The 23330-nt window shown below is 56.9% G+C and carries 15 protein-coding genes; 5 read left to right on the plus strand and 10 right to left on the minus strand.

Annotated features, from left to right (window positions below; all coding sequences use genetic code 11):
• Positions 1 to 36: 36 nt before the first annotated feature.
• Genes surA through apaH form a run of 5 tightly spaced genes read left to right on the plus strand, consistent with a single transcriptional unit; the run spans position 37 to position 4361 of the window.
• Positions 37 to 1323, plus strand: coding sequence for a peptidylprolyl isomerase SurA (surA, locus tag LA04_RS10990; protein ID WP_047651559.1), 1287 nt, complete (start codon positions 37 to 39; stop codon positions 1321 to 1323).
• Positions 1323 to 2309 (plus strand): 4-hydroxythreonine-4-phosphate dehydrogenase PdxA, encoded by a 987-nt coding sequence (pdxA, locus tag LA04_RS10995; RefSeq protein WP_047651561.1) that lies wholly within the window; start codon positions 1323 to 1325, stop codon positions 2307 to 2309. The genes surA and pdxA overlap by 1 nt, the downstream gene beginning before the upstream one ends.
• Positions 2306 to 3127, plus strand: coding sequence for a 16S rRNA (adenine(1518)-N(6)/adenine(1519)-N(6))-dimethyltransferase RsmA (gene rsmA, locus LA04_RS11000; RefSeq protein ID WP_047651562.1), 822 nt, complete (start codon positions 2306 to 2308; stop codon positions 3125 to 3127). Before pdxA ends, rsmA begins: the two co-directional genes overlap by 4 nt.
• A gap of 3 nt (positions 3128 to 3130) precedes the next feature.
• Positions 3131 to 3508, plus strand: a complete 378-nt coding sequence (apaG, locus tag LA04_RS11005) for a Co2+/Mg2+ efflux protein ApaG (protein ID WP_023310361.1) — start codon at positions 3131 to 3133, stop codon at positions 3506 to 3508.
• Between the two features lie 4 nt (positions 3509 to 3512).
• Positions 3513 to 4361 (plus strand): bis(5'-nucleosyl)-tetraphosphatase (symmetrical) ApaH, encoded by an 849-nt coding sequence (gene apaH / locus LA04_RS11010; protein WP_047651564.1) that lies wholly within the window; start codon positions 3513 to 3515, stop codon positions 4359 to 4361.
• Positions 4362 to 4400: 39 nt separating this feature from the next.
• Here the strand turns inward: apaH and folA are convergent, their stop codons facing one another.
• The 10 genes from folA to fkpB all read right to left on the minus strand — a co-directional run bounded on the left by folA (position 4401) and on the right by fkpB (position 23299).
• A complete protein-coding gene (folA, locus tag LA04_RS11015) occupies positions 4401 to 4880 on the minus strand; it encodes a type 3 dihydrofolate reductase (protein ID WP_047651566.1) in 480 nt (159 codons plus the stop codon).
• Positions 4881 to 4994: 114 nt separating this feature from the next.
• Positions 4995 to 6860, minus strand: a complete 1866-nt coding sequence (kefC, locus tag LA04_RS11020) for a glutathione-regulated potassium-efflux system protein KefC (protein ID WP_047651567.1) — start codon at positions 6858 to 6860, stop codon at positions 4995 to 4997.
• Positions 6853 to 7383, minus strand: a complete 531-nt coding sequence (gene kefF / locus LA04_RS11025) for a glutathione-regulated potassium-efflux system oxidoreductase KefF (protein WP_047651568.1) — start codon at positions 7381 to 7383, stop codon at positions 6853 to 6855. The genes kefC and kefF overlap by 8 nt, the downstream gene beginning before the upstream one ends.
• A gap of 103 nt (positions 7384 to 7486) precedes the next feature.
• Positions 7487 to 7720: a YgdI/YgdR family lipoprotein gene (locus LA04_RS11030; protein WP_023310357.1), complete on the minus strand. Its 234-nt coding sequence runs from the start codon at positions 7718 to 7720 to the stop codon at positions 7487 to 7489.
• 138 nt (positions 7721 to 7858) lie between these two features.
• Positions 7859 to 11083 carry a carbamoyl-phosphate synthase large subunit gene (gene carB, locus LA04_RS11035; RefSeq protein WP_039260850.1) on the minus strand — a complete coding sequence of 1075 codons (3225 nt, stop codon included), beginning with the start codon at positions 11081 to 11083 and terminating at the stop codon, positions 7859 to 7861.
• A gap of 18 nt (positions 11084 to 11101) precedes the next feature.
• The gene (gene carA / locus LA04_RS11040; RefSeq protein WP_010427050.1) at positions 11102 to 12250 is read right to left on the minus strand and encodes a glutamine-hydrolyzing carbamoyl-phosphate synthase small subunit; all 1149 of its coding nucleotides are present in this window, start codon (positions 12248 to 12250) and stop codon (positions 11102 to 11104) included.
• 453 nt (positions 12251 to 12703) lie between these two features.
• On the minus strand, positions 12704 to 13525 hold the full coding sequence (dapB, locus tag LA04_RS11045; protein ID WP_047651569.1) for a 4-hydroxy-tetrahydrodipicolinate reductase: 822 nt from the start codon (positions 13523 to 13525) through the stop codon (positions 12704 to 12706).
• Between the two features lie 360 nt (positions 13526 to 13885).
• Positions 13886 to 21124, minus strand: a complete 7239-nt coding sequence (locus tag LA04_RS11050; protein WP_052119545.1) for an inverse autotransporter beta-barrel domain-containing protein — start codon at positions 21122 to 21124, stop codon at positions 13886 to 13888.
• A 773-nt stretch (positions 21125 to 21897) separates the two neighbouring features.
• Positions 21898 to 22848, minus strand: a complete 951-nt coding sequence (gene ispH, locus LA04_RS11060) for a 4-hydroxy-3-methylbut-2-enyl diphosphate reductase (protein WP_047651573.1) — start codon at positions 22846 to 22848, stop codon at positions 21898 to 21900.
• Position 22849: 1 nt separating this feature from the next.
• Positions 22850 to 23299: an FKBP-type peptidyl-prolyl cis-trans isomerase gene (gene fkpB, locus LA04_RS11065; RefSeq protein ID WP_003856450.1), complete on the minus strand. Its 450-nt coding sequence runs from the start codon at positions 23297 to 23299 to the stop codon at positions 22850 to 22852.
• Positions 23300 to 23330 lie beyond the last annotated feature (31 nt).

A 23330-nucleotide genomic window follows, 5' to 3' on the forward strand; every position in this document is an offset into this window, starting at 1 on the left:
GTAATCCGCTTTGCGGTTAATTGAAATGGAAAAAGTATGAAGAACTGGAAAACGCTGCTGCTCGGTGTCGCTATGGTTGCGAATACCAGCTTCGCCGCCCCCCAGGTTGTTGATAAAGTCGCTGCTGTGGTTAACAACGGCGTCGTGCTTGAAAGTGACGTTGACGGTCTGATGAAATCGGTGAAGCTCAATTCGGGTGAAGCCGGTCAACAGCTTCCGGATGACGCCACGCTGCGCCACCAGATCCTGGAGCGTCTGATCATAGATCAGATCGTTCTGCAGATGGGGCAGAAAATGGGTGTGAAGATCACTGACGAGCAGCTCGATCAGGCGATCGCTAACATTGCGAAGCAGAACAATATGTCTTTAGACCAGATGCGCAGCCGCCTGGCCTATGACGGCATCAGCTACGCCACCTACCGTAACCAGATCCGTAAAGAGATGCTGATTTCGGAAGTGCGTAACAACGAAGTGCGTCGCCGCGTCACGATCCTGCCTCAGGAAGTGGACGCGCTGGCAAAACAGGTGGGTAACCAGAACGATGCGAGCACAGAGCTGAACCTGAGCCACATTCTGATCCCACTGCCAGAGAACCCAACGTCCGATCAGGCTGCGGAAGCCGAAAGCCAGGCGCGTTCGATTGTTGAACAGGCGCGTAACGGCGGCGACTTTGGCAAGCTGGCAATCACCTACTCCGCTGACCAACAGGCGCTGAAAGGCGGCCAGATGGGCTGGGGACGCATTCAGGAGCTGCCATCTATCTTTGCCCAGGCGCTGAGCACGGCGAAGAAAGGGGATATCGTCGGTCCTATCCGTTCAGGCGTGGGCTTCCACATTCTGAAGGTGAACGATCTGCGCGGCCAGAGCCAAAATATCTCCGTCACCGAAGTTCACGCTCGCCACATTCTTCTGAAACCGTCACCGATCATGACTGACGATCAGGCGCGGGCGAAGCTGGAACAGATCGCAGCAGACATTAAGAGCGGCAAAACCACATTTGCGAAGGCAGCAAAAGAGTTCTCTCAGGATCCAGGCTCTGCTAACCAGGGCGGCGATCTGGGCTGGGCGGCTGCGGATATCTACGATCCTGCCTTCCGTGACGCGTTGATGAAGCTGAACAAAGGCCAGATCAGCGCGCCGGTCCACTCTTCGTTTGGCTGGCATCTGATCGAGCTGATGGACACCCGTAACGTTGATAAAACGGATGCGGCACAGAAAGACAGAGCCTACCGTATGCTGTTTAACCGTAAGTTCTCTGAAGAAGCAGCAACCTGGATGCAGGAACAACGCGCCAGCGCTTACGTGAAAGTTCTGAGCAACTAATGAAACAGCATCGTGTTGTTATCACGCCCGGCGAACCCGCCGGGATTGGGCCTGACCTCGTTGTCCAGCTCGCCCAGCGCAGCTGGCCGGTAGAACTGGTTGTCTGCGCCGATGCAACACTGTTACAAGACCGGGCAATGCTGCTCGGTCTGCCTTTAACGCTCATCCCTTACGTTGAAGGCCAACAGCCTGCACCGCAGCAAGCCGGTACGCTCACCCTTCTTTCTGTTCCCCTTCGTACGCTGGTCATCCCGGGCCAGCTCAGCACGGAAAACGGTCACTATGTCGTTGAAACCCTGGCGCGCGCCTGCGACGGTTGCCTGAAGGGCGAATTTGCCGCCCTTATCACCGGCCCCGTCCACAAAGGCGTCATCAACGAAGCGGGTATACCCTTTACCGGGCATACGGAGTTCTTCGAAGAGCGCTCGCACAGCCCGAAAGTGGTGATGATGCTGGCGACGGAGGAGATGCGCGTTGCGCTGGTGACTACCCATCTGCCGATCAAAGCCATCCCTGATGCGATCACCCCTGAACTCCTGCGCGAGATCATCGGGATTTTGCACCACGATCTGCAGACAAAGTTTGGGATCCCGCAGCCGCACGTGCTGGTTTGTGGCCTGAATCCGCACGCCGGTGAAGGCGGGCACATGGGCACCGAAGAGATCGACACCATCATTCCGGTACTCAACGAAATGCGGGCGAAGGGGATGAACCTCAGCGGGCCGCTGCCTGCAGATACCCTTTTCCAGCCGAAATACCTGGATAATGCCGACGCCGTGCTCGCGATGTACCACGATCAGGGCCTGCCCGTGCTAAAATACCAGGGCTTTGGCCGCGGGGTGAATATCACCCTCGGTTTACCCTTTATTCGAACGTCCGTTGACCACGGTACTGCGCTGGATCTGGCAGGCCAGGGGAAAGCGGATGTCGGCAGTTTTATTACGGCGCTTAATCTCGCCATCAAAATGATTGTTAATACTCAATGACTAATCGAGTCCATCAGGGCCACTTAGCCCGTAAACGTTTCGGGCAAAACTTCCTTAACGATCAGTTCGTGATCGAAAGCATTGTCTCGGCTATTAATCCGCAAAAAGGTCAGGCGATGGTCGAAATCGGCCCGGGCCTTGCCGCGCTGACCGAGCCGGTAGGCGAACGCCTCGACGAGCTGACCGTCATCGAACTGGACCGCGATCTGGCCGCACGCCTGCAAACGCACCCGTTCCTCGGGCCGAAGCTGACCATCTATCAGCAGGACGCCATGACCATGAACTTTGGCGAGCTGTCGGAAAAAATGGGCCAGCCGCTGCGCGTCTTCGGCAACCTGCCGTACAACATCTCCACGCCGCTCATGTTCCACCTCTTTAGCTATACTGATGCCATTGCCGACATGCACTTCATGTTGCAAAAAGAGGTTGTTAACCGTCTGGTTGCAGGCCCGAACAGTAAAGCGTATGGTCGTTTAAGCGTGATGGCACAGTATTACTGCAACGTGATCCCGGTACTCGAAGTACCGCCGTCAGCGTTCACACCACCACCGAAAGTGGATTCAGCGGTTGTGCGCCTTGTGCCGCACAAGACGAAACCTTATCCGGTTAAAGATCTGCGCGTACTGAGCCGCATTACCACTGAAGCCTTTAACCAGCGCCGTAAAACGATCCGTAACAGTCTGAGCAATTCGTTTACCGTTGAGGTGTTAGCCGAGCTGGGGATCGACCCGGCAATGCGTGCGGAGAACATTTCCGTAGAGCAGTACTGCAAGCTGGCTAATTACATCAGCGATAATGCGCCTCCGAAGGAGAATTAAACCATGATTGATTCGCCCCGCGTATGTGTCCATGTACAAAGCGTCTATGTTGAATCACAGTCCTCACCCGACGAAGAACGTTTTGTTTTCGCTTACACCGTGACCATTCGCAATCTGGGGCGGATGCCCGTGCAGCTGCGCGGGCGCTACTGGCTTATCACTAACGGCAATGGCCGCGAAATCGAAGTTCAGGGTGAAGGTGTGGTTGGTGAACAGCCCCACATCGCCCCTGGCGAAGAGTACCAGTACACCAGCGGCGCGGTGATTGAAACGCCGATGGGTACCATGCAAGGCCATTATGAAATGGTCGACGTCGATGGCAATGATTTCCGCGTTGCCATTCCTGTGTTCCGTCTCGCCGTAACCACACTCATTCATTAATCTAATGTCTACATATCTGATTGGCGACGTTCACGGTTGCTACGATGAACTGATCGCATTATTAAAACAGGTCGACTTTACGCCAGGACAGGACACGCTCTGGCTGACGGGCGATTTAGTCGCGCGTGGCCCCGGCTCCCTTGAGGTTCTGCGCTTCGTTAAATCACTCGGCGATAGCGTGCGCATGGTGCTGGGCAATCACGATCTGCATCTGCTGGCGGTTTTCGCCGGGATCAGCCGCAACAAACCTAAAGATCGCCTCACCCCACTGCTGGATGCGCCGGACGCGGACGAACTGATTAACTGGCTGCGCCGTCAGCCCCTGCTGCAGATCGACGAAGAGAAAAAGCTGGTCATGGCGCATGCCGGGATCACCCCGCAATGGGATCTTGAGACGGCGAAAACCTGCGCGCGTGACGTCGAGGCGGTGCTGGCGAGCGACTCATATCCTTTCTTCCTTGATGCCATGTACGGCGATATGCCGAACCACTGGAGCGAGGATCTCAGCGGTCTGGCCCGTCTGCGCTTTATCACCAACGCGTTCACCCGCATGCGCTTCTGCTTCCCGAACGGACAGCTGGACATGTATTCCAAAGAGACGCCGGAAAGCGCGCCCGCTCCGCTGAAACCATGGTTTGCCATTCCGGGACCGGTGACCAGCGAGTACAGCGTGGTATTTGGTCACTGGGCTGCGCTGGAAGGAAAAGGCACACCGGAAGGGATTTACGGTCTGGATACCGGATGCTGCTGGGGCGGAGAGTTAACCTGCTTACGCTGGGAAGATAAAGCTTACTTTGTGCAGCCGTCCAACCGACAGCTGGACTTAGGAGAAAGTGAGGCCGTTGCCTCCTGATACGCTATTCCCTCTCCCGGCCGGGAGAGGGAAAATCACTTAACGACGTTCCAGAATCTCGAAGCAGTAGCTGTGGGAGTTCTGTGCATCCGCGTCGTGGAATTCGCTGAATACCGATTCCCACTCGTCCGGATCGTAGTCCGGGAAATGGGTATCCCCTTCCACTTCTGCATCAATGTGGGTCAGATACAGCTTCTGCGCTTTTGGCAGGAACTGCTCGTACACGCGCCCACCGCCAATAACCATGATCTCTTCGGCATTGCCGCATGCAGCAATCGCCTCGTCTACTGAATTTACCCATTCGACGCGATCGTCAGTGCCCGGCTGGCTGCTGATAACGATATTCTTTCGACCCGGCAATGGACGACCAATCGACTCCCAGGTCAGGCGGCCCATCACTACCGGCTTGTTTAACGTAGTACGTTTAAACCATGCGAGATCGGCAGGCAGGTTCCACGGCATGGCATTTTCCATACCGATAACGCGGTCCACCGCCAGCGCTGCAATCAGACTGATCATTGAAAATTTCCCGGATGCAAAAAATTGCCGCCACTATACGGAAAGCTTAATCTTTCGTCGACTGGCGGCAGGGTAAAGATAAAGAAATTTTTTAATATTGCTGGCAACTCCACTTCACGCGGAAGGTTTACTCTCGGGCTCGTCAGCCGGATCGCCGGTATGCTTGCCCTCTTCCGTGCCCTGCCAGCCGTGACGCTGGATCAGCGACAGGTGGTTACGGTCCTCGTTAATGATTTCCGTCAGCATCGCGCTGGTGCGTTTGAACACCGCCGCACGCTCGGTGGCCGTACTGCCGGCCATCGCCGCCATCTCTTCAACCATCTCGGTATTAAAGCGGCGGAACAGGTCTGCCCGTTCGCGTGCCTCATACGCGCCGAGCCCCAGGTTTTCCAGCGCCACGCGGCCAGACTTCAGCGCGCCTTCGAAGGTTTCACGCTCTGGCGCCTCTACGCCCGCCTGCCGCAGCCGGATGTAGTGATCCACATCGCGCGCGCGGGAGATAATGGTCAGCGCCGGGAAATGTTCTTTTACCAGCTCCACCATCTGCATGCTGGTTTCCGGATCGTCAATGGCGTTAATCAACACCTCGGCTTTTGCCGCCCCGGCGGATTCCAGCAGATCGACGCGGGTCGCATCCCCGTAGAACACCTTCATATCAAATTTACGCAGGGTATCGACATGATCGGGGTCGTGATCGAGGATGACCATTTTCACCCCGCTCGACAGCAGTAAACGCCCCACGATCTGCCCGTAGCGGCCAAATCCGGCGATGATGACGCGCGGCTGCTCCTCGTCGATCTCGTCGGCCTCGCGCTCCTGCTCGCTGCCCGCTTTTTCCAGGCGCGTCAGCACCACCAGCAGCACGGGCGTCGCCGCCATCGACAGTGCCACCGCCAGCGTCAGCGCCTTCGCCCACTCGGGATCGAGCACGTTTGCCATCTGCGCGGCGCCAAAGACCACGAACGCAAATTCACTCCCCTGCCCCAGCAGCACGGCGAACCAGCGGCGCTGCCTGCCCGGCACGTTCAACGGGCGAGCAATCAGCCACAGCGTCACCATTTTAATGACCAGGAAGCCGACGAGCAGGATGACGATCCGCAGCGGATGCGTCACCAGCGTGCCGAAATCGACGGACATCCCGACGCCGATGAAAAACAGTCCCAGCAGCAATCCTTTGAACGGCTCGATATCGCTTTCCAGCGCGTGACGGTACTCAGAGCTCGCCAGCAGAACGCCTGCGAGGAACGCCCCCATCGCCATCGACAGCCCGGCCTCCTCCAGCAGCAGACCGAAGCCAAATACCAGGAACAGCGCCACGGCGCTGAACACTTCGCGCAGGCCAGAGCGGGCAACAAACCGCAGCAGCGGGCGGGTCACGTAGCGGCCAAGCAGCACCACCAGCGCCAGCGCGCCCGCCACCTTCAGCGCCGACAGCGCAAAAGCGCCCAGCGTGGTAGAGGAACCGCTGGCCGCCAGCAGCGGGATCATCGCCACCAGCGGGATAGCGGCAATGTCCTGGAACAGCAGCACCGAGAACGCGCTGCGTCCCATCTGTGAAACCGTCAGATTTCGCTCGTTCATCGCCTGCATGGCAATCGCCGTCGAGGAGAGCGCCAGCGTCATGCCGATGAGCTCTGCCACTTTCCAGTCCATGCCCAACAGGATGCAGAACCCGCCCAGCAGCAGGCCGCAGGCCACCATCTGCAGCGCCCCGCCGCCAAATACCGAGGCGCGAAGCTTCCACAGCCGCTGCGGGTCGAGCTCCAGGCCAATCACAAACAGCATCAGCACCACGCCGATTTCAGCGAAATGGAGAATCGCCTCGGCATCCGTGACCAGTCGAAAGCCCCACGGCCCAATGACGCAGCCCGCAATCAGGTAGCCGAGCACCGAGCCCAGACCCAGGCGTACCGCCACGGGCACAATCAGCGCCGCCGCGCCGAGGTAAATCAGCGCCTGTATCAGCGTATGGCTATCCATGGTGCGCCTCCTGCCACTCAAGTAAGCGTTGTTTATAATGGCGAGCCTGCGCCTGCAGCGTTTCATCATCGCAAACAAACGTGCAGTGCATCGCAAACGGCGGGAGCCAGTTCAGACCGCAATAGAGCGCAGTCGCCTGCAGCGGCTGCGCCAGGACGTCAAAACCCGGGAAGGAACCGATATCAAAATGGCTTTCTCCACCGCCGGTGGTGACCGCCCACAACAGGCTTTTTCCTTTTAGCGCATTGCCGTTGTGGCCATACGCCCAGCCGTGGGAGAAGACTTTATCAATCCACAGCTTCAGTAGCGGGGGCGTGCTGTACCACTGCATCGGATGCTGCCAGATAATCAGATCGGCACGGGAGAGCGCCTCCTGTTCGGCGGCGATATCGATATTAAAATCGGGATAGAGTTGATAGAGGGAACGTATCTCTACGTTATCAAGCGTCCTTACCTGCTCAAGCATCCGCTTATTCGCATGCGAATGCTGCGGATAAGGATGGGCATAAATTATCAGAATCATTGATTAGCCTGTTGTTACTGCTTTCTTTTAACAAAAGAGTGTAGTCAGTAATTCAACAGGCTAATAGTGAATATTATTGACGGGCTTACGTCAGAATTCTGAATTAGTTATCCAGCTCGCCCATAGATTTCACCTGGTCACGGTTAATCTGCTCGGTTTGACCGGTTTCGGCGTTTTTATACGACACCAGACCGGTATCGTCATCCACCTGCGGTTTGCCGTCGGTGACAATGGTTTTGCCATCGGTGGTTTTTACGGCCTGATTAGACGAACAGCCCGCAACGGTAAACATTGTCGTGGCAGCCAGAACGGAAGCGATCAGTAATTTATTTTGCATGGTGTTTTCCCCTGCTCTCAGTTGAATTTCGTTATCGACCTAACCATTTTAGGCTAACTGACTGAATGCGGATGAAAAACCAGAAGGTTCTGAAGATGGGAGAATGCCCAGCAACCGAACGGCACCGGGCATTTTTACTTACTTGCTAATCTGCGCGTGCATTTCCTGAACCGAAATCACCTTCTCGGTGGCATCCGCATTCAGCGCCATGGCCGTTGCGAAACCGCCGTTCAGGGTGGTGTCGTAGTGCACTTTGTACTGCAGCGCGCTGCGGCGAATCAGCTTGGAGTCTTCAATCGCCTGGCGGCCTGCGGTGGTGTTGATGATGTAGGTGTATTCGCCATTCTTGATACGGTCCTGAATGTGCGGACGACCTTCATGCACCTTGTTCACCAGACGCGGGTTGATGCCGGCTTCGCCCAGCACAATCGCGGTACCGTGGGTCGCGTCCAGCTCGAAGCCCTGTTTCAGCAGCTTGGCGGCCAGGTCAACCACGCGCTCTTTGTCGCCTTCACGAACGGAGAGCAGCGCACGGCCTGATTTTCTCATAGTGGAGCTACTGCCCAGCTGCGCCTTCGCGAACGCTTCTGCGAAAGTGCGGCCCACGCCCATCACTTCCCCGGTAGAGCGCATTTCTGGCCCTAACAGCGGGTCCACGCCCGGGAATTTGTTGAACGGCAGCACCACTTCTTTCACCGAGTAGTACGGTGGAATGATCTCTTTGGTCACGCCCTGCTGCGCCAGCGTCTGGCCCGCCATCACGCGCGCCGCTACTTTCGCCAGCGGTACGCCGGTGGCTTTGGAGACGAACGGTACGGTACGTGCCGCGCGCGGGTTGACTTCAATCAGGTAGACTTCGTTGTCTTTCACCGCGAACTGGACGTTCATCAGACCGCGAACCTGCAGCTCGAAGGCCAGCTTCTGCACCTGCTGGCGCATCACGTCCTGAATCTCCTGGCTCAGCGTGTACGCTGGCAGAGAACAGGCGGAGTCGCCGGAGTGCACGCCCGCCTGCTCGATATGCTCCATGATGCCGCCAATCAGCACCATTTCGCCGTCGCAGATAGCGTCAACGTCCACTTCCACCGCGTCGTCGAGGAAGCGGTCGAGCAGCACTGGCGCATCGTTGGAGACGCTCACCGCGGTCTGGAAGTAGCGACGCAGGTCGGCTTCGTCATACACGATTTCCATCGCGCGGCCGCCCAGCACGTAGGAAGGACGCACCACCAGCGGGTAGCCAATTTCTTTCGCCTTCTCAACGGCCATTTCAATGGCGGTGACGGTGGCGTTCGCCGGCTGTTTCAGCTTCAGACGGTCAACCGCCTGCTGGAAACGCTCGCGGTCTTCCGCACGGTCAATCGCATCCGGGCTGGTGCCGATAACCGGCACGCCTGCTGCTTCCAGCGCGCGGGCCAGCTTCAGCGGGGTCTGGCCGCCGTACTGCACGATAACGCCTTTTGGCTTCTCGATGCGCACGATTTCCAGCACGTCTTCCAGGGTAACCGGCTCGAAGTAGAGGCGGTCAGAGGTGTCGTAGTCGGTAGAAACCGTTTCCGGGTTACAGTTGACCATGATGGTCTCGTAACCGTCTTCGCGCAGCGCCAGCGAGGCGTGTACGCAGCAGTAGTCGAACTCGATGCCCTGGCCGATACGGTTTGGACCGCCGCCCAGCACCATAATCTTGTCGCGGTCGACGGACGGGTTCGCTTCGCACTCGTCTTCATAGGTGGAGTACATGTAGGCGGTGTCGGTCGAGAATTCCGCCGCACAGGTGTCCACGCGCTTGTAGACCGGGTGCAGGTCATACTGGTCGCGCAGCTTGCGGATTTCCGCTTCGCGCACGCCCGCCAGCTTAGCCAGACGCGCATCGGCGAAGCCTTTACGCTTCAGCACGCGCAGGAAGTCAGCGTCCAGGCCGTTGATGCCCAGTTCAGCAACCTGCTCTTCCAGACGCACCAGCTCTTCAATCTGCACCAGGAACCAGCGGTCGATGTTGGTCAGGTTGAACACGCCGTCGACGGACAGGCCCGCACGGAAGGCATCGGCGATATACCAGATACGCTCTGCGCCCGCGTCTTTCAGCTCGCGGCGGATTTTGGTCAGCGCTTCCGGGTCGTCCAGGCTCACTTTCGGGTCAAAGCCGGTCGCGCCCACTTCCAGACCGCGCAGCGCTTTCTGCAGGGATTCCTGCTGCGTGCGGCCAATCGCCATCACTTCACCGACAGATTTCATCTGGGTGGTCAGACGGTCGTTCGCGCCCGCGAATTTCTCGAAGTTGAAGCGTGGAATTTTGGTCACAACGTAGTCGATTGACGGCTCGAAGGACGCTGGGGTGCGGCCACCGGTGATGTCGTTCATCAGCTCGTCGAGGGTGTAACCCACCGCCAGCTTCGCCGCCACTTTCGCAATCGGGAAGCCGGTCGCCTTAGAAGCCAGCGCGGAGGAACGGGATACGCGCGGGTTCATTTCGATAACAATCAGACGGCCTGTTTTCGGGTTAACGGAGAACTGCACGTTAGAACCACCTGTTTCCACGCCGATTTCACGCAGTACCGCCATCGAGGCGTTACGCATGATTTGATACTCTTTGTCGGTCAGGGTCTGGGCTGGCGCAACGGTGATGGAGTCACCGGTGTGGATACCCATCGCATCGAAGTTTTCGATGGAGCAGACGATGATGCAGTTGTCGTTTTTATCACGCACCACTTCCATCTCGTACTCTTTCCAGCCAATCAGCGATTCATCAATCAGCAGCTCTTTGGTTGGAGAGAGATCCAGACCGCGTTCGCAAATCTCTTCGAACTCTTCGCGGTTATAGGCGATACCGCCGCCGGTGCCGCCCATGGTGAACGATGGACGGATGATGCACGGATAGCCCACGTCAGCCGCGACGGCCAGCGCTTCTTCCATGTTGTGTGCGATACCGGAACGCGCAGTGTCGAGGCCGATTTTCTTCATCGCCACGTCGAAGCGGCGACGGTCTTCTGCTTTATCAATCGCGTCGGCGGTCGCACCGATCATGGTCACGCCGAACTCTTCCAGCACGCCCTGACGCTCCAGCTCCAGCGCGCAGTTCAGCGCCGTCTGGCCGCCCATGGTTGGCAGCACCGCGTCCGGACGCTCTTTCTCGATGATTTTACGCACCACTTCCCAGTGAATAGGCTCGATGTAGGTCGCATCAGCCATTTCCGGGTCGGTCATGATGGTCGCCGGGTTGGAGTTCACCAGGATAACGCGGTAACCCTCTTCGCGCAGGGCTTTACACGCCTGCGCGCCGGAGTAGTCGAATTCGCAGGCCTGGCCGATGACGATCGGGCCAGCGCCAAGGATCAGGATGCTTTTTATGTCTGTACGTTTTGGCATTGTCTTCTCGGCTCCTGATTATTTAGCGGTCTTACGGTATTGCTCGATAAGTTCGATGAAGTGATCGAACAGCGGCGCAGCGTCGTGTGGGCCCGGGCTGGCTTCCGGGTGGCCCTGGAAGCTGAATGCTGGCTTATCGGTGCGATGAATCCCCTGCAGGGTGCCATCGAACAGCGACTTATGGGTCACGCGCAGGTTAGCCGGCATCGAGGCTTCATCGACGGCAAAGCCGTGGTTCTGCGCGGTGATCATCACCGTGTTGTTGTCGATGTCTTTCACCGGGTGGTTACCACCGTGGTGGCCGAACTTCATCTTAACGGTGTTCGCACCGCTCGCCAGCGCCAGCAGCTGATGGCCGAGGCAGATGCCGAATACCGGGATGTCGGTTTCCAGGAAGGACTTGATGGCGGCGATGGCGTAATCGCACGGCGCCGGGTCGCCAGGGCCGTTGGACAGGAAAATACCGTCCGGATTCATCTTCAGCACGTCTTCGGCAGACGTTTGTGCCGGAACCACCGTCAGGCGGCAGCCGCGGTCAACCAGCATGCGCAGGATGTTGCGCTTGGCACCGAAATCGTAGGCCACCACGTGGAACGGCAGCTCGCTCTCTTTTTTCGCTTCCGGCAGGTCGCCTTCCAGCGTCCAGCTACCCTGAGTCCAGCTGTAGGCTTCAGCGGTCGTCACTTCTTTCGCCAGGTCCATGCCGTTCAGGCCCGGGAAGGCTTTCGCTTTTTCCAGCGCTAGCGTCGCATCGAGGTTATCCCCCGCGATGATGCAGCCGTTTTGTGCACCCTTCTCGCGCAGCAGACGCGTTAACTTACGGGTATCGATATCGGCAATCGCCACAATGTTATGGCGCTTCAGGTAAGAAGAGAGGTCTTCGGTATTGCGGAAGTTGCTGGCAATCAGCGGCAGGTCGCGGATGACCAGGCCTTGCGCATGTACCTGAGAGGATTCTTCGTCAGCCGCATTGGTGCCGACATTGCCGATATGAGGATAAGTAAGAGTAACGATTTGGCGAGAATAGGAAGGATCAGTGAGGATTTCTTGATAACCGGTCATTGAAGTATTGAAAACGACTTCCCCAACCGCCGAACCCGTTGCCCCTATGGCCCGACCGATAAACTGGGTTCCGTCTTCCAGAACCAATAGCGCTGACTTAATCAAAACACCCTCCAGAGAATATTCACTCACTTTATTTGCATATTAATTCATAGCATGTCATGGATCAATGCAAATGTGTTGCCAGCGGATTTTTGGCAAACGGCGGCATTCTGGAGATTTGATGGGTAAAAGTCAACTTAAAACGGATATTTTGCTTATTCTTTTGCAAGCCTGACGAGTGGAATGCGGCTTAAGCGACAAAAAGATCAGGTAAATCACCGTGGAAAACGCTTGCGCGCCTGGTTTAATAAAAAATAACGCATTGGAGCAGAATAAAGTGGACCAAATGGTCAAAATTTACATTCCTGCAACGTTAAAATGCAACAATAGATAGACATTTATGGCTTTAAGGTAAAATTCACCATGAAACAGATAAAATAAAAGGGCAATAAAATATTGCCCTATGCAATCAAACAATTACGACTGCAATAACCACATCACGATGGGTAATAATGCTTACAAATTGTTGAGATCAAGCACATCTCGCATATCAAAAAGGCCGTATTTCTTTTTTTTAAGCCACAAAGCGGAACGTACGGCGCCGTTGGCGAACGTCATTCGGCTGGAGGCTTTATGCGTAATTTCGACACGTTCGCCAATATCGGCGAACATCGCCGTATGTTCGCCGACGATGTCACCCGCGCGCACGGTTGCAAAGCCAATGGTGCCCGGCACGCGTTCGCCGGTGTAACCTTCGCGGGCATAGACCGCGCAGTCTTTTAAATCTTTATCGAGTGCATGAGCAATCGCTTCGCCCATCGCCAGCGCCGTACCCGATGGCGCATCCACTTTGTAACGGTGGTGAGCTTCTACGATCTCGATATCGGTATAGTTGCCCATCACCTTCGCGGCCTTCTCCAGCAGCTTAAGCATGACGTTAACGCCCACGCTGAAGTTTGCGGCGAAGACAATCGCAATCTCTTTTGATGCATCCTGGATAGCCTGCTTGCCCGCATCGTCAAAACCGGTGGTGCCGATCACCATCCCCTTGCCGTGCTGACGACAATACGCCAGATGCGCGAGCGTCCCTTCCGGGCGGGTAAAATCAATGAAGACATCGAAGTCCTCTTTTACCGCCTCCAGGCTGCTTTGCACGGTAACGCCCGTGTGGCCTGCGCCCGCCAGCTCACCGGCATCGGTCCCCAGAAGCGACGAACCTTCTCGCTCCAGTGCCGCGCCAAGCGCGACGCCATCCATCTGAAGTGCCGCCTGAATCAGCTGACGGCCCATACGTCCACCCGCGCCCGCAATGGCGACGCGGATCTGTGCATCATGCATAGTTATTCTCTTACGTTAAAATGATGTAAACCGTTTTCAGATTAACCAGCCTTGAGAAGCACTGCCAACTGAAAACACCGATAATTAGAATTTAACGTGAAACCGACTTAAATATCAGTAAAAGACATGACGATCGGCAAAAACCGCAACATTCTCTGAGCACCCGCGTCGGCGGCAGAAAGACATTGATGATATCGTCGCTTTCCTCGAGAGTCTGAACGGGGTATCTACGCCGTACAGGCAAGGAAAAAATTTTGCCTGGGATGACAGGGGCATAAAAAAATGGGAGCCGGTGGCTCCCATTTGATAACATTTTAATACTCTTGACGATTAATCATGACTGCATGCAGTGATGATGGGTTATAACGCTTTTGCACAGGCGACATTATAAGTCGAAGCACCTCCTTCAGGAGACGCATACTGCGTATGATCTAATAAATTAAAATCACTGCGCTTACCGTCGCCTGAAACTTGAGAAGTCCACAGCACTGTAGACCCCACCCAATCAGTACTGCTAATCCCCCACTCAGACCACAAGCGATCGCTTCCGGCAACACGTGTGGAAGGTATGTTTTGACCCTTGTCGCCTACTTTTTCAGGTGCAGCAATAGAATATCCCCCATCTAAAGCAGTACATACACCCGGTGCATCAACTGCTTTAACCTTAACATTTGGGTTTTTAAACCAGGTGATCAACTGGAACTTATAGTCAAACGGGACTCCACCACTTTTTGGCGTGGCGGTAATGGTCACTTCATCCGAAGTACCCTCACTACTCAAGGTCACCGTACCGGTACTGTCCACCGTGACCCAGTCACTGTTATCCGACCAGGTATAATTGGCGTTGCTCGCCGCATCGCCTTTAAGGGCAATCTGGAACTTAGCGCCGTCATAGCCCGATTTCGGGAAGCCGGCGTCGACCGCAAAGTCAGCGCCGTTAACCGTGATTTTCGTGGTAGACGGCATCGGTGCTGGCGGTGGTGCGGTAAAGGTCAGCTCCACGCTGCCGCCGGTATCACTGGCGTTGGATGACGATTTCGCCGCAACGGTGACGATTTCCGCCGTTGTGTTTGTCACGTTCAGCTTCACCTGGCCATTCGCGTCGGTGGCAACGGTCTTGGTTACGGTGGCATCCCCTAACGTCGCCGCACCGGTGGTGGTAAACACCACGTTCTCATTCGGCACCAGGTTACCCTTCGCGTCCTTCACGGTGGCGGTCAGCGCGATAACGGATTCTCCGTCAGCGAGCTGCGTCGTCACATCGGCTACCAGCGTGGTGACCGCCGTCGTTGCGTCCGCTTTGAAGTTGACCGTGGCGGTCTGGCTGGCCTCGCCAAACGTGGCCGTTACCGTATAGGCACCGGACTTCTCGCTGGTCAGGTTGGTTTTCGCCAGTCCGTAAGCGTCGGTGATGGCGGAGGCAGTCACGACCGTTGCCCCGGTGGTGACGCTGAACGCAACCGCCACACCCGGCACAAGGTTACCGTTGGCATCGGTGACTTTCGCCTGTACCGCATCCGTCGCCGTGCCGTTCGCAGCCGCGTTGTCGGTGGTGACCGTCAGGTTACCCGTCGCAATGGTCGCCGTACTGCTGTCGGCCACAAAGGTGGTGTCGACAGACTTGCTGTTGCTGTTAACGGTGGCCGTCACGACGGCAATACCGGATTTGGTATTTTTCAGCGTGGTAGTGACCACACCATCGACGTCCGTGGTGGCAGAGGCGGTGGTGATTTTCGCGCTATTGGTGGCGGTAAACGTCACCGTCGCGTCTTTCAGCTTGTTACCGTTGGCGTCGGTGACAACCGCTTTCACCGCGTTGGTATCGCTGTCGTTGGCCACCGCGTTGTCGGTGGTCACCGTCAGGTTGCCGTCGCTAATGGTCGCCGTACTGCTGTCCGCCACAAAAGTGGTGTCCACAACTAGGCTGTTACCATTCACCGTCGCCGTCACTTTGGCAATACCGGCTTTGGTGTTGGTCAGCGTCGTCGTTGCCACACCGTTCGCATCCGTGGTGGCGGAGGCGGTGGTGATGGTCGCGCCGTTGGTGGCGGTAAAGGTCACCGTCGCGTCTTTCACCAGGTTACCGTTGGCGTCCGTCACAATTGCTTTCACCGCGTCGGTGGCTGTACCGTTCGCTTTCGCGTTATCGGTTGTCACCGTCAGGTTACCGTCGCTGATGGTCGCCGTACTGCTGTCCGCCACAAAGGTGGTGTCGACCGTCTGGCTGTTGCCGTTGACGGTGGCCGTCACTTTGCTCACACCGGATTTGGTGTTATTCAGCGTGGTGGTGGCGATACCATCAGCATCCGTGGTGACCGATTCCGTCACGATGGTCGCCCCGTTGGTGGCGGTAAAGGTCACCGTCATGTCTTTCACCGGGTTGCCGTTGGCATCGGTGACAATCGCTTTCACCGCGTCGGTGGCGCTGCCGTTGGCTTTCGCGTTGTCGGTGGTCACCGTCAGGTTACCGGACGAAATCGTCGCCGTGCTGCTGTCCGCCACAAAGGTGGTGTCGACCGTCTGGCTGTTGCCGTTGACGGTGGCCGTCACTTTCGCCACACCGGATTTGGTGTTGGTGAGCGTCGTCGTTGCCACGCCGCTCGCGTCCGTGGTGGCGGAGGCCGTGGTGATGGTGGCGCCGTTGGTGGCGATAAAGGTCACCGTCGCGTCTTTCACCAGGTTACCGTTGGCGTCAGTGACAATGGCTTTCACCGCGTCGGTGGCGCTGCCGTTGGCTTTTGCGTTGTCGGTGGTCACCGTCAGGCTGCCGTCGGCAAGCGTTGCCGTACTGCTGTCGGCCACAAAGGTGGTGTCGACCGTCTGGCTGTTGCCGTTGACGGTGGCCGTCACTTTGCTCACACCGGATTTGGTATTAGTCAGCGTGGTGGTGGCGATACCATCAGCATCGGTGGTGGCAGAGGCGGTGGTAATGGTGGAGCCGTTGGTGGCGGTAAAGGTCACCGTCATGTCTTTCACCGGGTTGCCGTTGGCATCGGTGACAATCGCTTTCACCGCGTCGGTGGCGCTGCCGTTGGCTTTCGCGTTGTCGGTGGTCACCGTCAGGTTACCGGACGAAATCGTCGCCGTACTGCTGTCGGCCACAAAGGTGGTGTCCACGGTCTGGCTGTTGCCGTTGACGGTGGCCGTCACTTTCGCCACACCGGATTTGGTGTTGGTCAGCGTGGTGGTGGCAATACCGTCCGTATCGGTGGTGGCAGAGGCGGTGGTAATGGTGGCCCCGTTGGTGGCGGTGAAGGTCACTGCTACACCGGAAACCAGGTTGCCGTTGGCATCCGTCACGATAGCTTTCACCGCGTCGGTGGCCGTGCCGTCCGCTTTCGCGTTATCGGTGGTGACCGTCAGGTTACCGGAACTGATGGTCGCCGTGCTGCTGTCCGCCACAAAGGTGGTGTCCACAGACTGGCTGTTACCGTTTACTTTCGCGGTTACCGCAGAGACACCGGCTTTGGTGTTCTTCAGCGTGGTGGTAGCGATACCGTCGGCGTCGGTGGTGGCAGACTCCGTGGTGATGGTGGCGCCGTTGGTGGCAGTGAAGGTCACTACCGCGTCTTTGACGTTGTTGCCTTTCGCGTCGGTGACAATCGCTTTCACCGCATTGGTGGCGCTGCCGTTGGCTTTCGCGTTATCGGTGGTCACCGTCAGGTTACCGGCGTTGATGGTTGCCGTGCCGCCGTCGGCCACAAAGGTGGTGTCGACCGTCTGGCTGTTGCCGTTCACCGTAGCGGTCACTTTCGCCGTGCCGGCCGTGGTGTTGCTCAGCGTGGTGGTGGCGATACCGTCAACGTCCGTGGTGGCGGAGGCGGTAATCACCGTGGCGCCGTTGGTGGCCGTGAAGGTCACCGTCACGTCTTTCACCAGGTTACCTTTCGCGTCAGTGACAATCGCTTTCACCGCGTTGGTGTCCGCCCCGTCCGCTTTCGCGCCGTCGGTGGTCACCGTCAGGTTACCGGAACTGATGGTCGCCGTGCTGCTGTCGGCCACAAAGGTGGTGTCCACCGTCTGGCTGTTGCCGTTGACGGTAGCCGTCACTTTGGCAATACCGGATTTGCTGTTGGTCAGCGTGGTGGTGGCGATACCGTCCGTATCCGTGGTCGCGGAAGCGGTGGTCACCGTCGCCCCGTTGGTGGCGGTAAAGGTCACTGCCACACCGGAAACCAGGTTACCGTTGGCGTCTGTCACAATCGCTTTCACCGCGTTGGTGTCCGAGCCGTCCGCTTTCGCGTTGTCGGTGGTCACCGTCAGGTTACCGTCGCTGATGGTCGCCGTGCTGCTGTCGGCTACAAAGGTGGTATCCACGGACTGGCTGTTGCCGTTGATGCTGGCGGTTACTTTCGCCACACCGGATTTGGTGTTCGTCAGGGTAGTGGTGGCGATACCGTCCGCATCCGTGGTTGCAGAGGCGGTGGTCACCGTCGCGCCGTTGGTGGCGGTAAAGGTCACTGCCACACCGGAAACCAGGTTGCCGTTAACATCGGTGACAATCGCTTTCACCGCGTTGGTGGCCGTGCCGTTGGCTTTCGCGTTATCTGTGGTCACCGTCAGGTTGCCGTCGCTGATGGTTGCCGTGCCGCTGTCCGCCACGAAGGTGGTGTCGACCGTCTGGCTGCTGCCGTTGACGCTGGCCGTCACTTTCGCCACACCGGCTTTTGTGTTGCTCAGCGTGGTGGTGGCGATACCGTTAACGTCCGTGGTGGCGGAGGCCGTGGTGATGGAGGCCCCGTTAGTGGCGGTAAAGGTTACCGTGGCGTCTTTCACCAGGTTGCCTTTCGCGTCGGTGACAATCGCTTTCACCGCGTTGGTGGCCGCGCCGTCCGCTTTCGCGTTATCGGTGGTTACCGTCAGGTTACCGGAACTGATACCCGCCGTGCTGCTGTCGGCCAGGAAGGTGGTGTCGACCGTCTGGCTGTTGCCGTTGACCGTGGCGGTCACGCTGGTGATCCCGGATTTGCTGTTGTTCAGCGTGGTGGTGGCCACACCGTCCGCGTCCGTGGTGGCGGAGGCAGTGATGACCGTTGCACTGTTGGAGGCAGAGAAGCTCACGCTTTGTCCGGCGAGGACGTTGCCGTTCGCATCGGTGACAATCGCTTTCACCGCGTTGGTGGCGCTGCCGTCCGCTTTCGCGTTGTCGGTGGTTACCGTCAGGTTACCGGCAGAAATCGTCGCCGTGCTGTCGTCCGCGACAAAATGCGCGTCCAGCGACTGGCTGCTGCCGCCCGTGGCATTGCTGACGCTGACGGTTACCGCAGAGATTCCGGCTTTCGTGCTGGTCAGCGTCGTGGTGGCGACCCCGCTCTGGTCGGTAGTGGCCTTCGCGCTGGCAACGTTCGCCCCGTTAGTGGCGCTGAAGCTGACCACCACGCCGGCAAGCGGCAGGCCGTTCGCGTCTTTCACGGTCGCCTTCACCGCGTTGGTGGCGCTGCCGTTGGCTTTCGCGTTATCCGTGGTGAGGACAAAATCACCGGTGCCAATGGTGGCGGTGCTGTCATCCTGGGCGAAGTGGGTGTCGACCGATTTGTCGGTACCGTTCACCGCGGCTTTCACCGGAACAACGCCCGACATGGTGCTGGTCAGGTCGGTGCCTGCGATACCGTTTTCATCCGTGACCGCAGACGCCGTCACCATGGTGGCCCCGCTGACGGTGCTGGAGAAGCTCACCGTGGTGCCCGAAACGGTGTTGCCGTTTTTGTCCGTGACTTTCGCCTGAACGTGGTTGGTGTCGCTGTTGTTCGCTTTACCGTTGTCGCGGGTAACGGTGAGGTTACCGTCGGCAATCACCGCGCTGCCGCTGTCGGCGACAAAGCTGACGGGGACGCTGCGGGCCGAACCGTTCACCGTGGCGGTCACGTTTGATTTGCCCGCGTGGATGTTAGTCAGGTTGGTTGTCGCCAGACCGTTTACGTCTGTGACCGCCGAGGCCGTCATCACCCGCGTCTCGTTGTCTGCGGTAAACTCAACTTTCACCCCGGCGACCGCGTGGTGCGCGCTGTCGGTGACTTTCGCCTGCACCGTGTCGGTGGCCTCGCCGTTGGCGGCCGCCCCGTCCACGGTGACAATCAGGTCCCCGTCACTGATGGTCGCATCCGGCTCGCTGACGCGGATTTCCATGGTTTCACGGTTTGACTTGTTGTGATGCGGATCGTAGGCCACCGCGCTGAGGTGGTACACATTGCTGCCGGTGGTCTGATACGGCGGGAAGGTGATCTCCAGCGTCTGCTTGTTGACGGCGACGGCACTGCCCTGCGCCGCAAGGATTTCGCTGTAGTCCCATTCGATATGATCGACACCGTATTTGGCCTTGACGGTGGCGCTGATGTTACCTTTGTCACTGGCTTTGCCTTCGAGAAGCGCCGGCAGGGTCAGGTGGATCAGATCCTGTTTTTTATACTCAAGGACGATATCGTTGTTACGATCGACCAGATCAAGACGGCTGCCTGCCAGCGTGCGGCGGGCGGCCACCAGCGAATCGTCGATCTGCTTGTTCCACGGCAGACCGAGCTCGTAGTTAAATTCGAGATTCAGACGGGTGTCATTTTGCCCGCTCTGCCCCTGGCGGTGGTCAACACCCACCGTCACCAGCGGCACCGGCGTATAGTTCATGCCCAGGGTGACCGCTTTCGGATCGCTGGAACGGTCGTCCTTGCTGAACAGGGCGACTTCATCACCGCGATACTGCTCGTACACCAGTTTGCCGCCGAGCTGCGGATAAGCCGGCAGCCAGCCTTCGGCGCGGATGTCGAAACCGTCAGCCGGGCGTTCATCGTAATCGGCGAAGTCGCGGGACTGGTGCCAGTCCGTCAGGCCGGTGTAGCTGTTGGCGCCGAGTTTCAGGTAGTCGGTCCAGGCTTCCAGACCCACGCCCAGGCGACGGTTATTACCCGTCACGTCGTCATCATAGAAGCTGTTGATACCGTACATCCAGTTGCCGTGGAAGGTACGGAAACCGAGGCCGGCATTGAGTGTGTTACGGGAATCCTTGTTCCGGTAACCAAGCTGCGTGAACAGCAGGTTATTCTGCTGATCATAGAGCGGCAGCAGGACGTCGAGCGATGAGCCGTCGAGGGTGAAATCATCGTCCAGGTTCAGCTTCGCTTTCGCGGTGCCGAACTGATCGAGCCACTGCTCAACGGTGGAGACGGCCGCACCGGTGGTCATGCTTTTAACCATCGAGGCTGCCTGATCGGCAGGATGGTCTGAAGAGAGTGTGTTGCCGAGCGAGGAGGCCCGGTTTGCCCAGAAGGCGTCAGCACCCTCAGGGGTATATCCGGCAGTGTCTTTTTTAGTGGTGTTATTTACCGGAACATCGATTTCATCACCTTCTCCGAGTTTCTCGAAAGGCTTACTAAAGGTTCTGAAGACGTTAAGCTTTTTCAGCGCATCGACGCTGAGAGAATAACGCGCGGCAACAACAGAGACCGTTTCGCCTTTTTTCAGAATATAAGGTGTGGTGGTTATTTCTGCGAGCGTTTGCGGCTTATTCTGCGCGTGCGCAATAACCGGCACGAAGGTCGGTAAGGCGATGCTGAATAATTGCGAAAACAGGCAAACCGTCGCAGACAGTTTACTGAGTTTAGGATTCATTTTGACCCCGTGGATGATGGCGATTTAACAACTTTTTTTCCTTTAAAAGTGTAAAAACATAAAAAGACCAATAGCCTTTGCTTCAGCCAGAGAAACCCTGTCCGACATCAAACAGATGAAGCAAAATCCAGAGAGTAATTTTATATGCGCGGAGGATTATGAATTTAACGCACAAAAAGACAAACAAATAAAAGTGTCAAACTGGACTCCACAAAAATCCCAATCAAAACAATCAAATAAAGAGAGATCAGTACAAAAAAAAGCAATACAAAAATGGACTTAAAACCGTGTTGATTTATTTTTAATAAGCAGGTGTGATTTATATCCAAAATACAATCATCAGGATATACAAATAATATATATAGAATAGTTTATGTGGAGATTGATTGTGTTGGGAGCCCGTCATCAGACGCTAATCGTGCTGAATTCTTTTGAGAATTTTAAGAAATGGTATCTGCGATTTTTTGATTTGAGCCTGTTTGCGGAGGGAGAAATTGATACGTTGTTAAGCGAAGGTAAACCAGATTTGTATCCCTGTATTTCACTGGTACTGGATAGAAAGATGAACGCGTTCTATTTCGATGCCGGCTCCGTTCAGGTCTGGTGTAATAAACTGAGATCCATGTATATACGTCCAGGCAGCTAAAAGTCTATCCCACCACTCACGCCAAAACAGACGGAGGAAGACAGGCGAACCCTCGACAATGGCAACTGAGCGCAAGCTGAATTGGGGCATCCCATTAGTAAAACGGGGAGCCATGCTCCCCGTTTTCTCAGTCGATTTGCTGAATGTCCACACGCAGCTCTTTTGGCACTTCGAAAACGATGTTCTCTTCACGCCCTTCCAGCGGAATAGCCTCGCCACCGCCCAATTCCTGTAAACGCGCAATCACGTTTTGCACCAGAATATCCGGCGCAGAAGCCCCTGCGGTGACGCCTACACATTTCGCCTCTTTCACCCACGCTTCCTGAATGTCCGTAGCATCATCAATCAGGAATGCCGCTTTCCCCATACGCTGCGCCAGTTCGGCCAGGCGGTTGGAGTTAGAGGAGTTTTTGGAGCCGACCACCAGCACCACATCCGCCTGTTCAGCCAGTGCGCGCACCGCTTCCTGACGGTTAGTGGTCGCGTAGCAGATATCATCCTTACGCGGACCGACGATTTTCGGGAAGCGCTGGCGCAGCGCGTCAATCACGTCTGAGGTATCGTCGACGGAGAGCGTCGTCTGGGTCATAAACGACAGACGGGCTTCATTTTTCACGTTCAGCGTAAAGACATCTTCAGGCGACTCAACCAGATACATCCCCCCTTCCGGGTTGCTGTACTGGCCCATGGTGCCTTCGACTTCCGGATGACCGGCATGGCCAATCAGAATCGACTCTTCACCGCGGCGGCTGGCGCGCGCCACTTCCATATGCACTTTTGTCACCAGCGGACAGGTGGCATCGAATACGGTCAGATCGCGGCTTTTCGCTTCGTTACGAACCGCCTGGGATACCCCGTGCGCGGAGAAGATCAGGATTGCGCCGTCCGGCACTTCGCTGATCTGCTCGATAAAGATGGCACCGCGCTCGCGCAGGCTGTCGACCACGTAGCGGTTATGCACCACTTCGTGACGCACATAAATCGGCGCGCCGTAAATCTCCAGCGCGTTTTCAACAATGCTGATAGCGCGGTCTACACCGGCGCAGAAGCCGCGCGGGTTAGCCAACAGGATCTGCATTTCAGGCCTCCAGTGCAGGATCGATTTCCAGCACTTCAACATCAAAATGAACGGTACGCCCGGCAAGCGGATGGTTGAAGTCAACGGTAATAGAGTCGCCGTTGATTTCGCGGATCACGCCAGGCATTTCGCTGCCGTCCATAGCGGTAAAGAGCATAATCGCGCCGATCTCCGGTTCACCCGCGTCCATAAACTCGCGGCGCGAGAAATACTGGATCAGGTCCGGGCTCGGCACGCCAAACGCGGCATCCGGCTCCAGCGAAAAAGCCTTTTTCTCACCCTCTTTCAGACCGAGAAGCTGCTGCTCAAGACCTTCAGACAGGGAGGTATCGCCAAGGCGAAACAGGGCTGGTTTGCCGTTATTGCGGGTGGATTCGGCCGTGGAGCCGTCATCCAGCTTCAGCGTGAAGTGAACGAGAACCGCGCTGTTGCTCTGTACGGATTTAGACATGCAAATTGCTCGCTTGTTTTGCCCGGTAGCA

Origin of the sequence: Enterobacter sp. UCD-UG_FMILLET, assembly GCF_000762975.1 — a bacterium.
In the GTDB taxonomy this organism is placed as follows: Bacteria; Pseudomonadota; Gammaproteobacteria; order Enterobacterales; family Enterobacteriaceae; genus Enterobacter; species Enterobacter dykesii.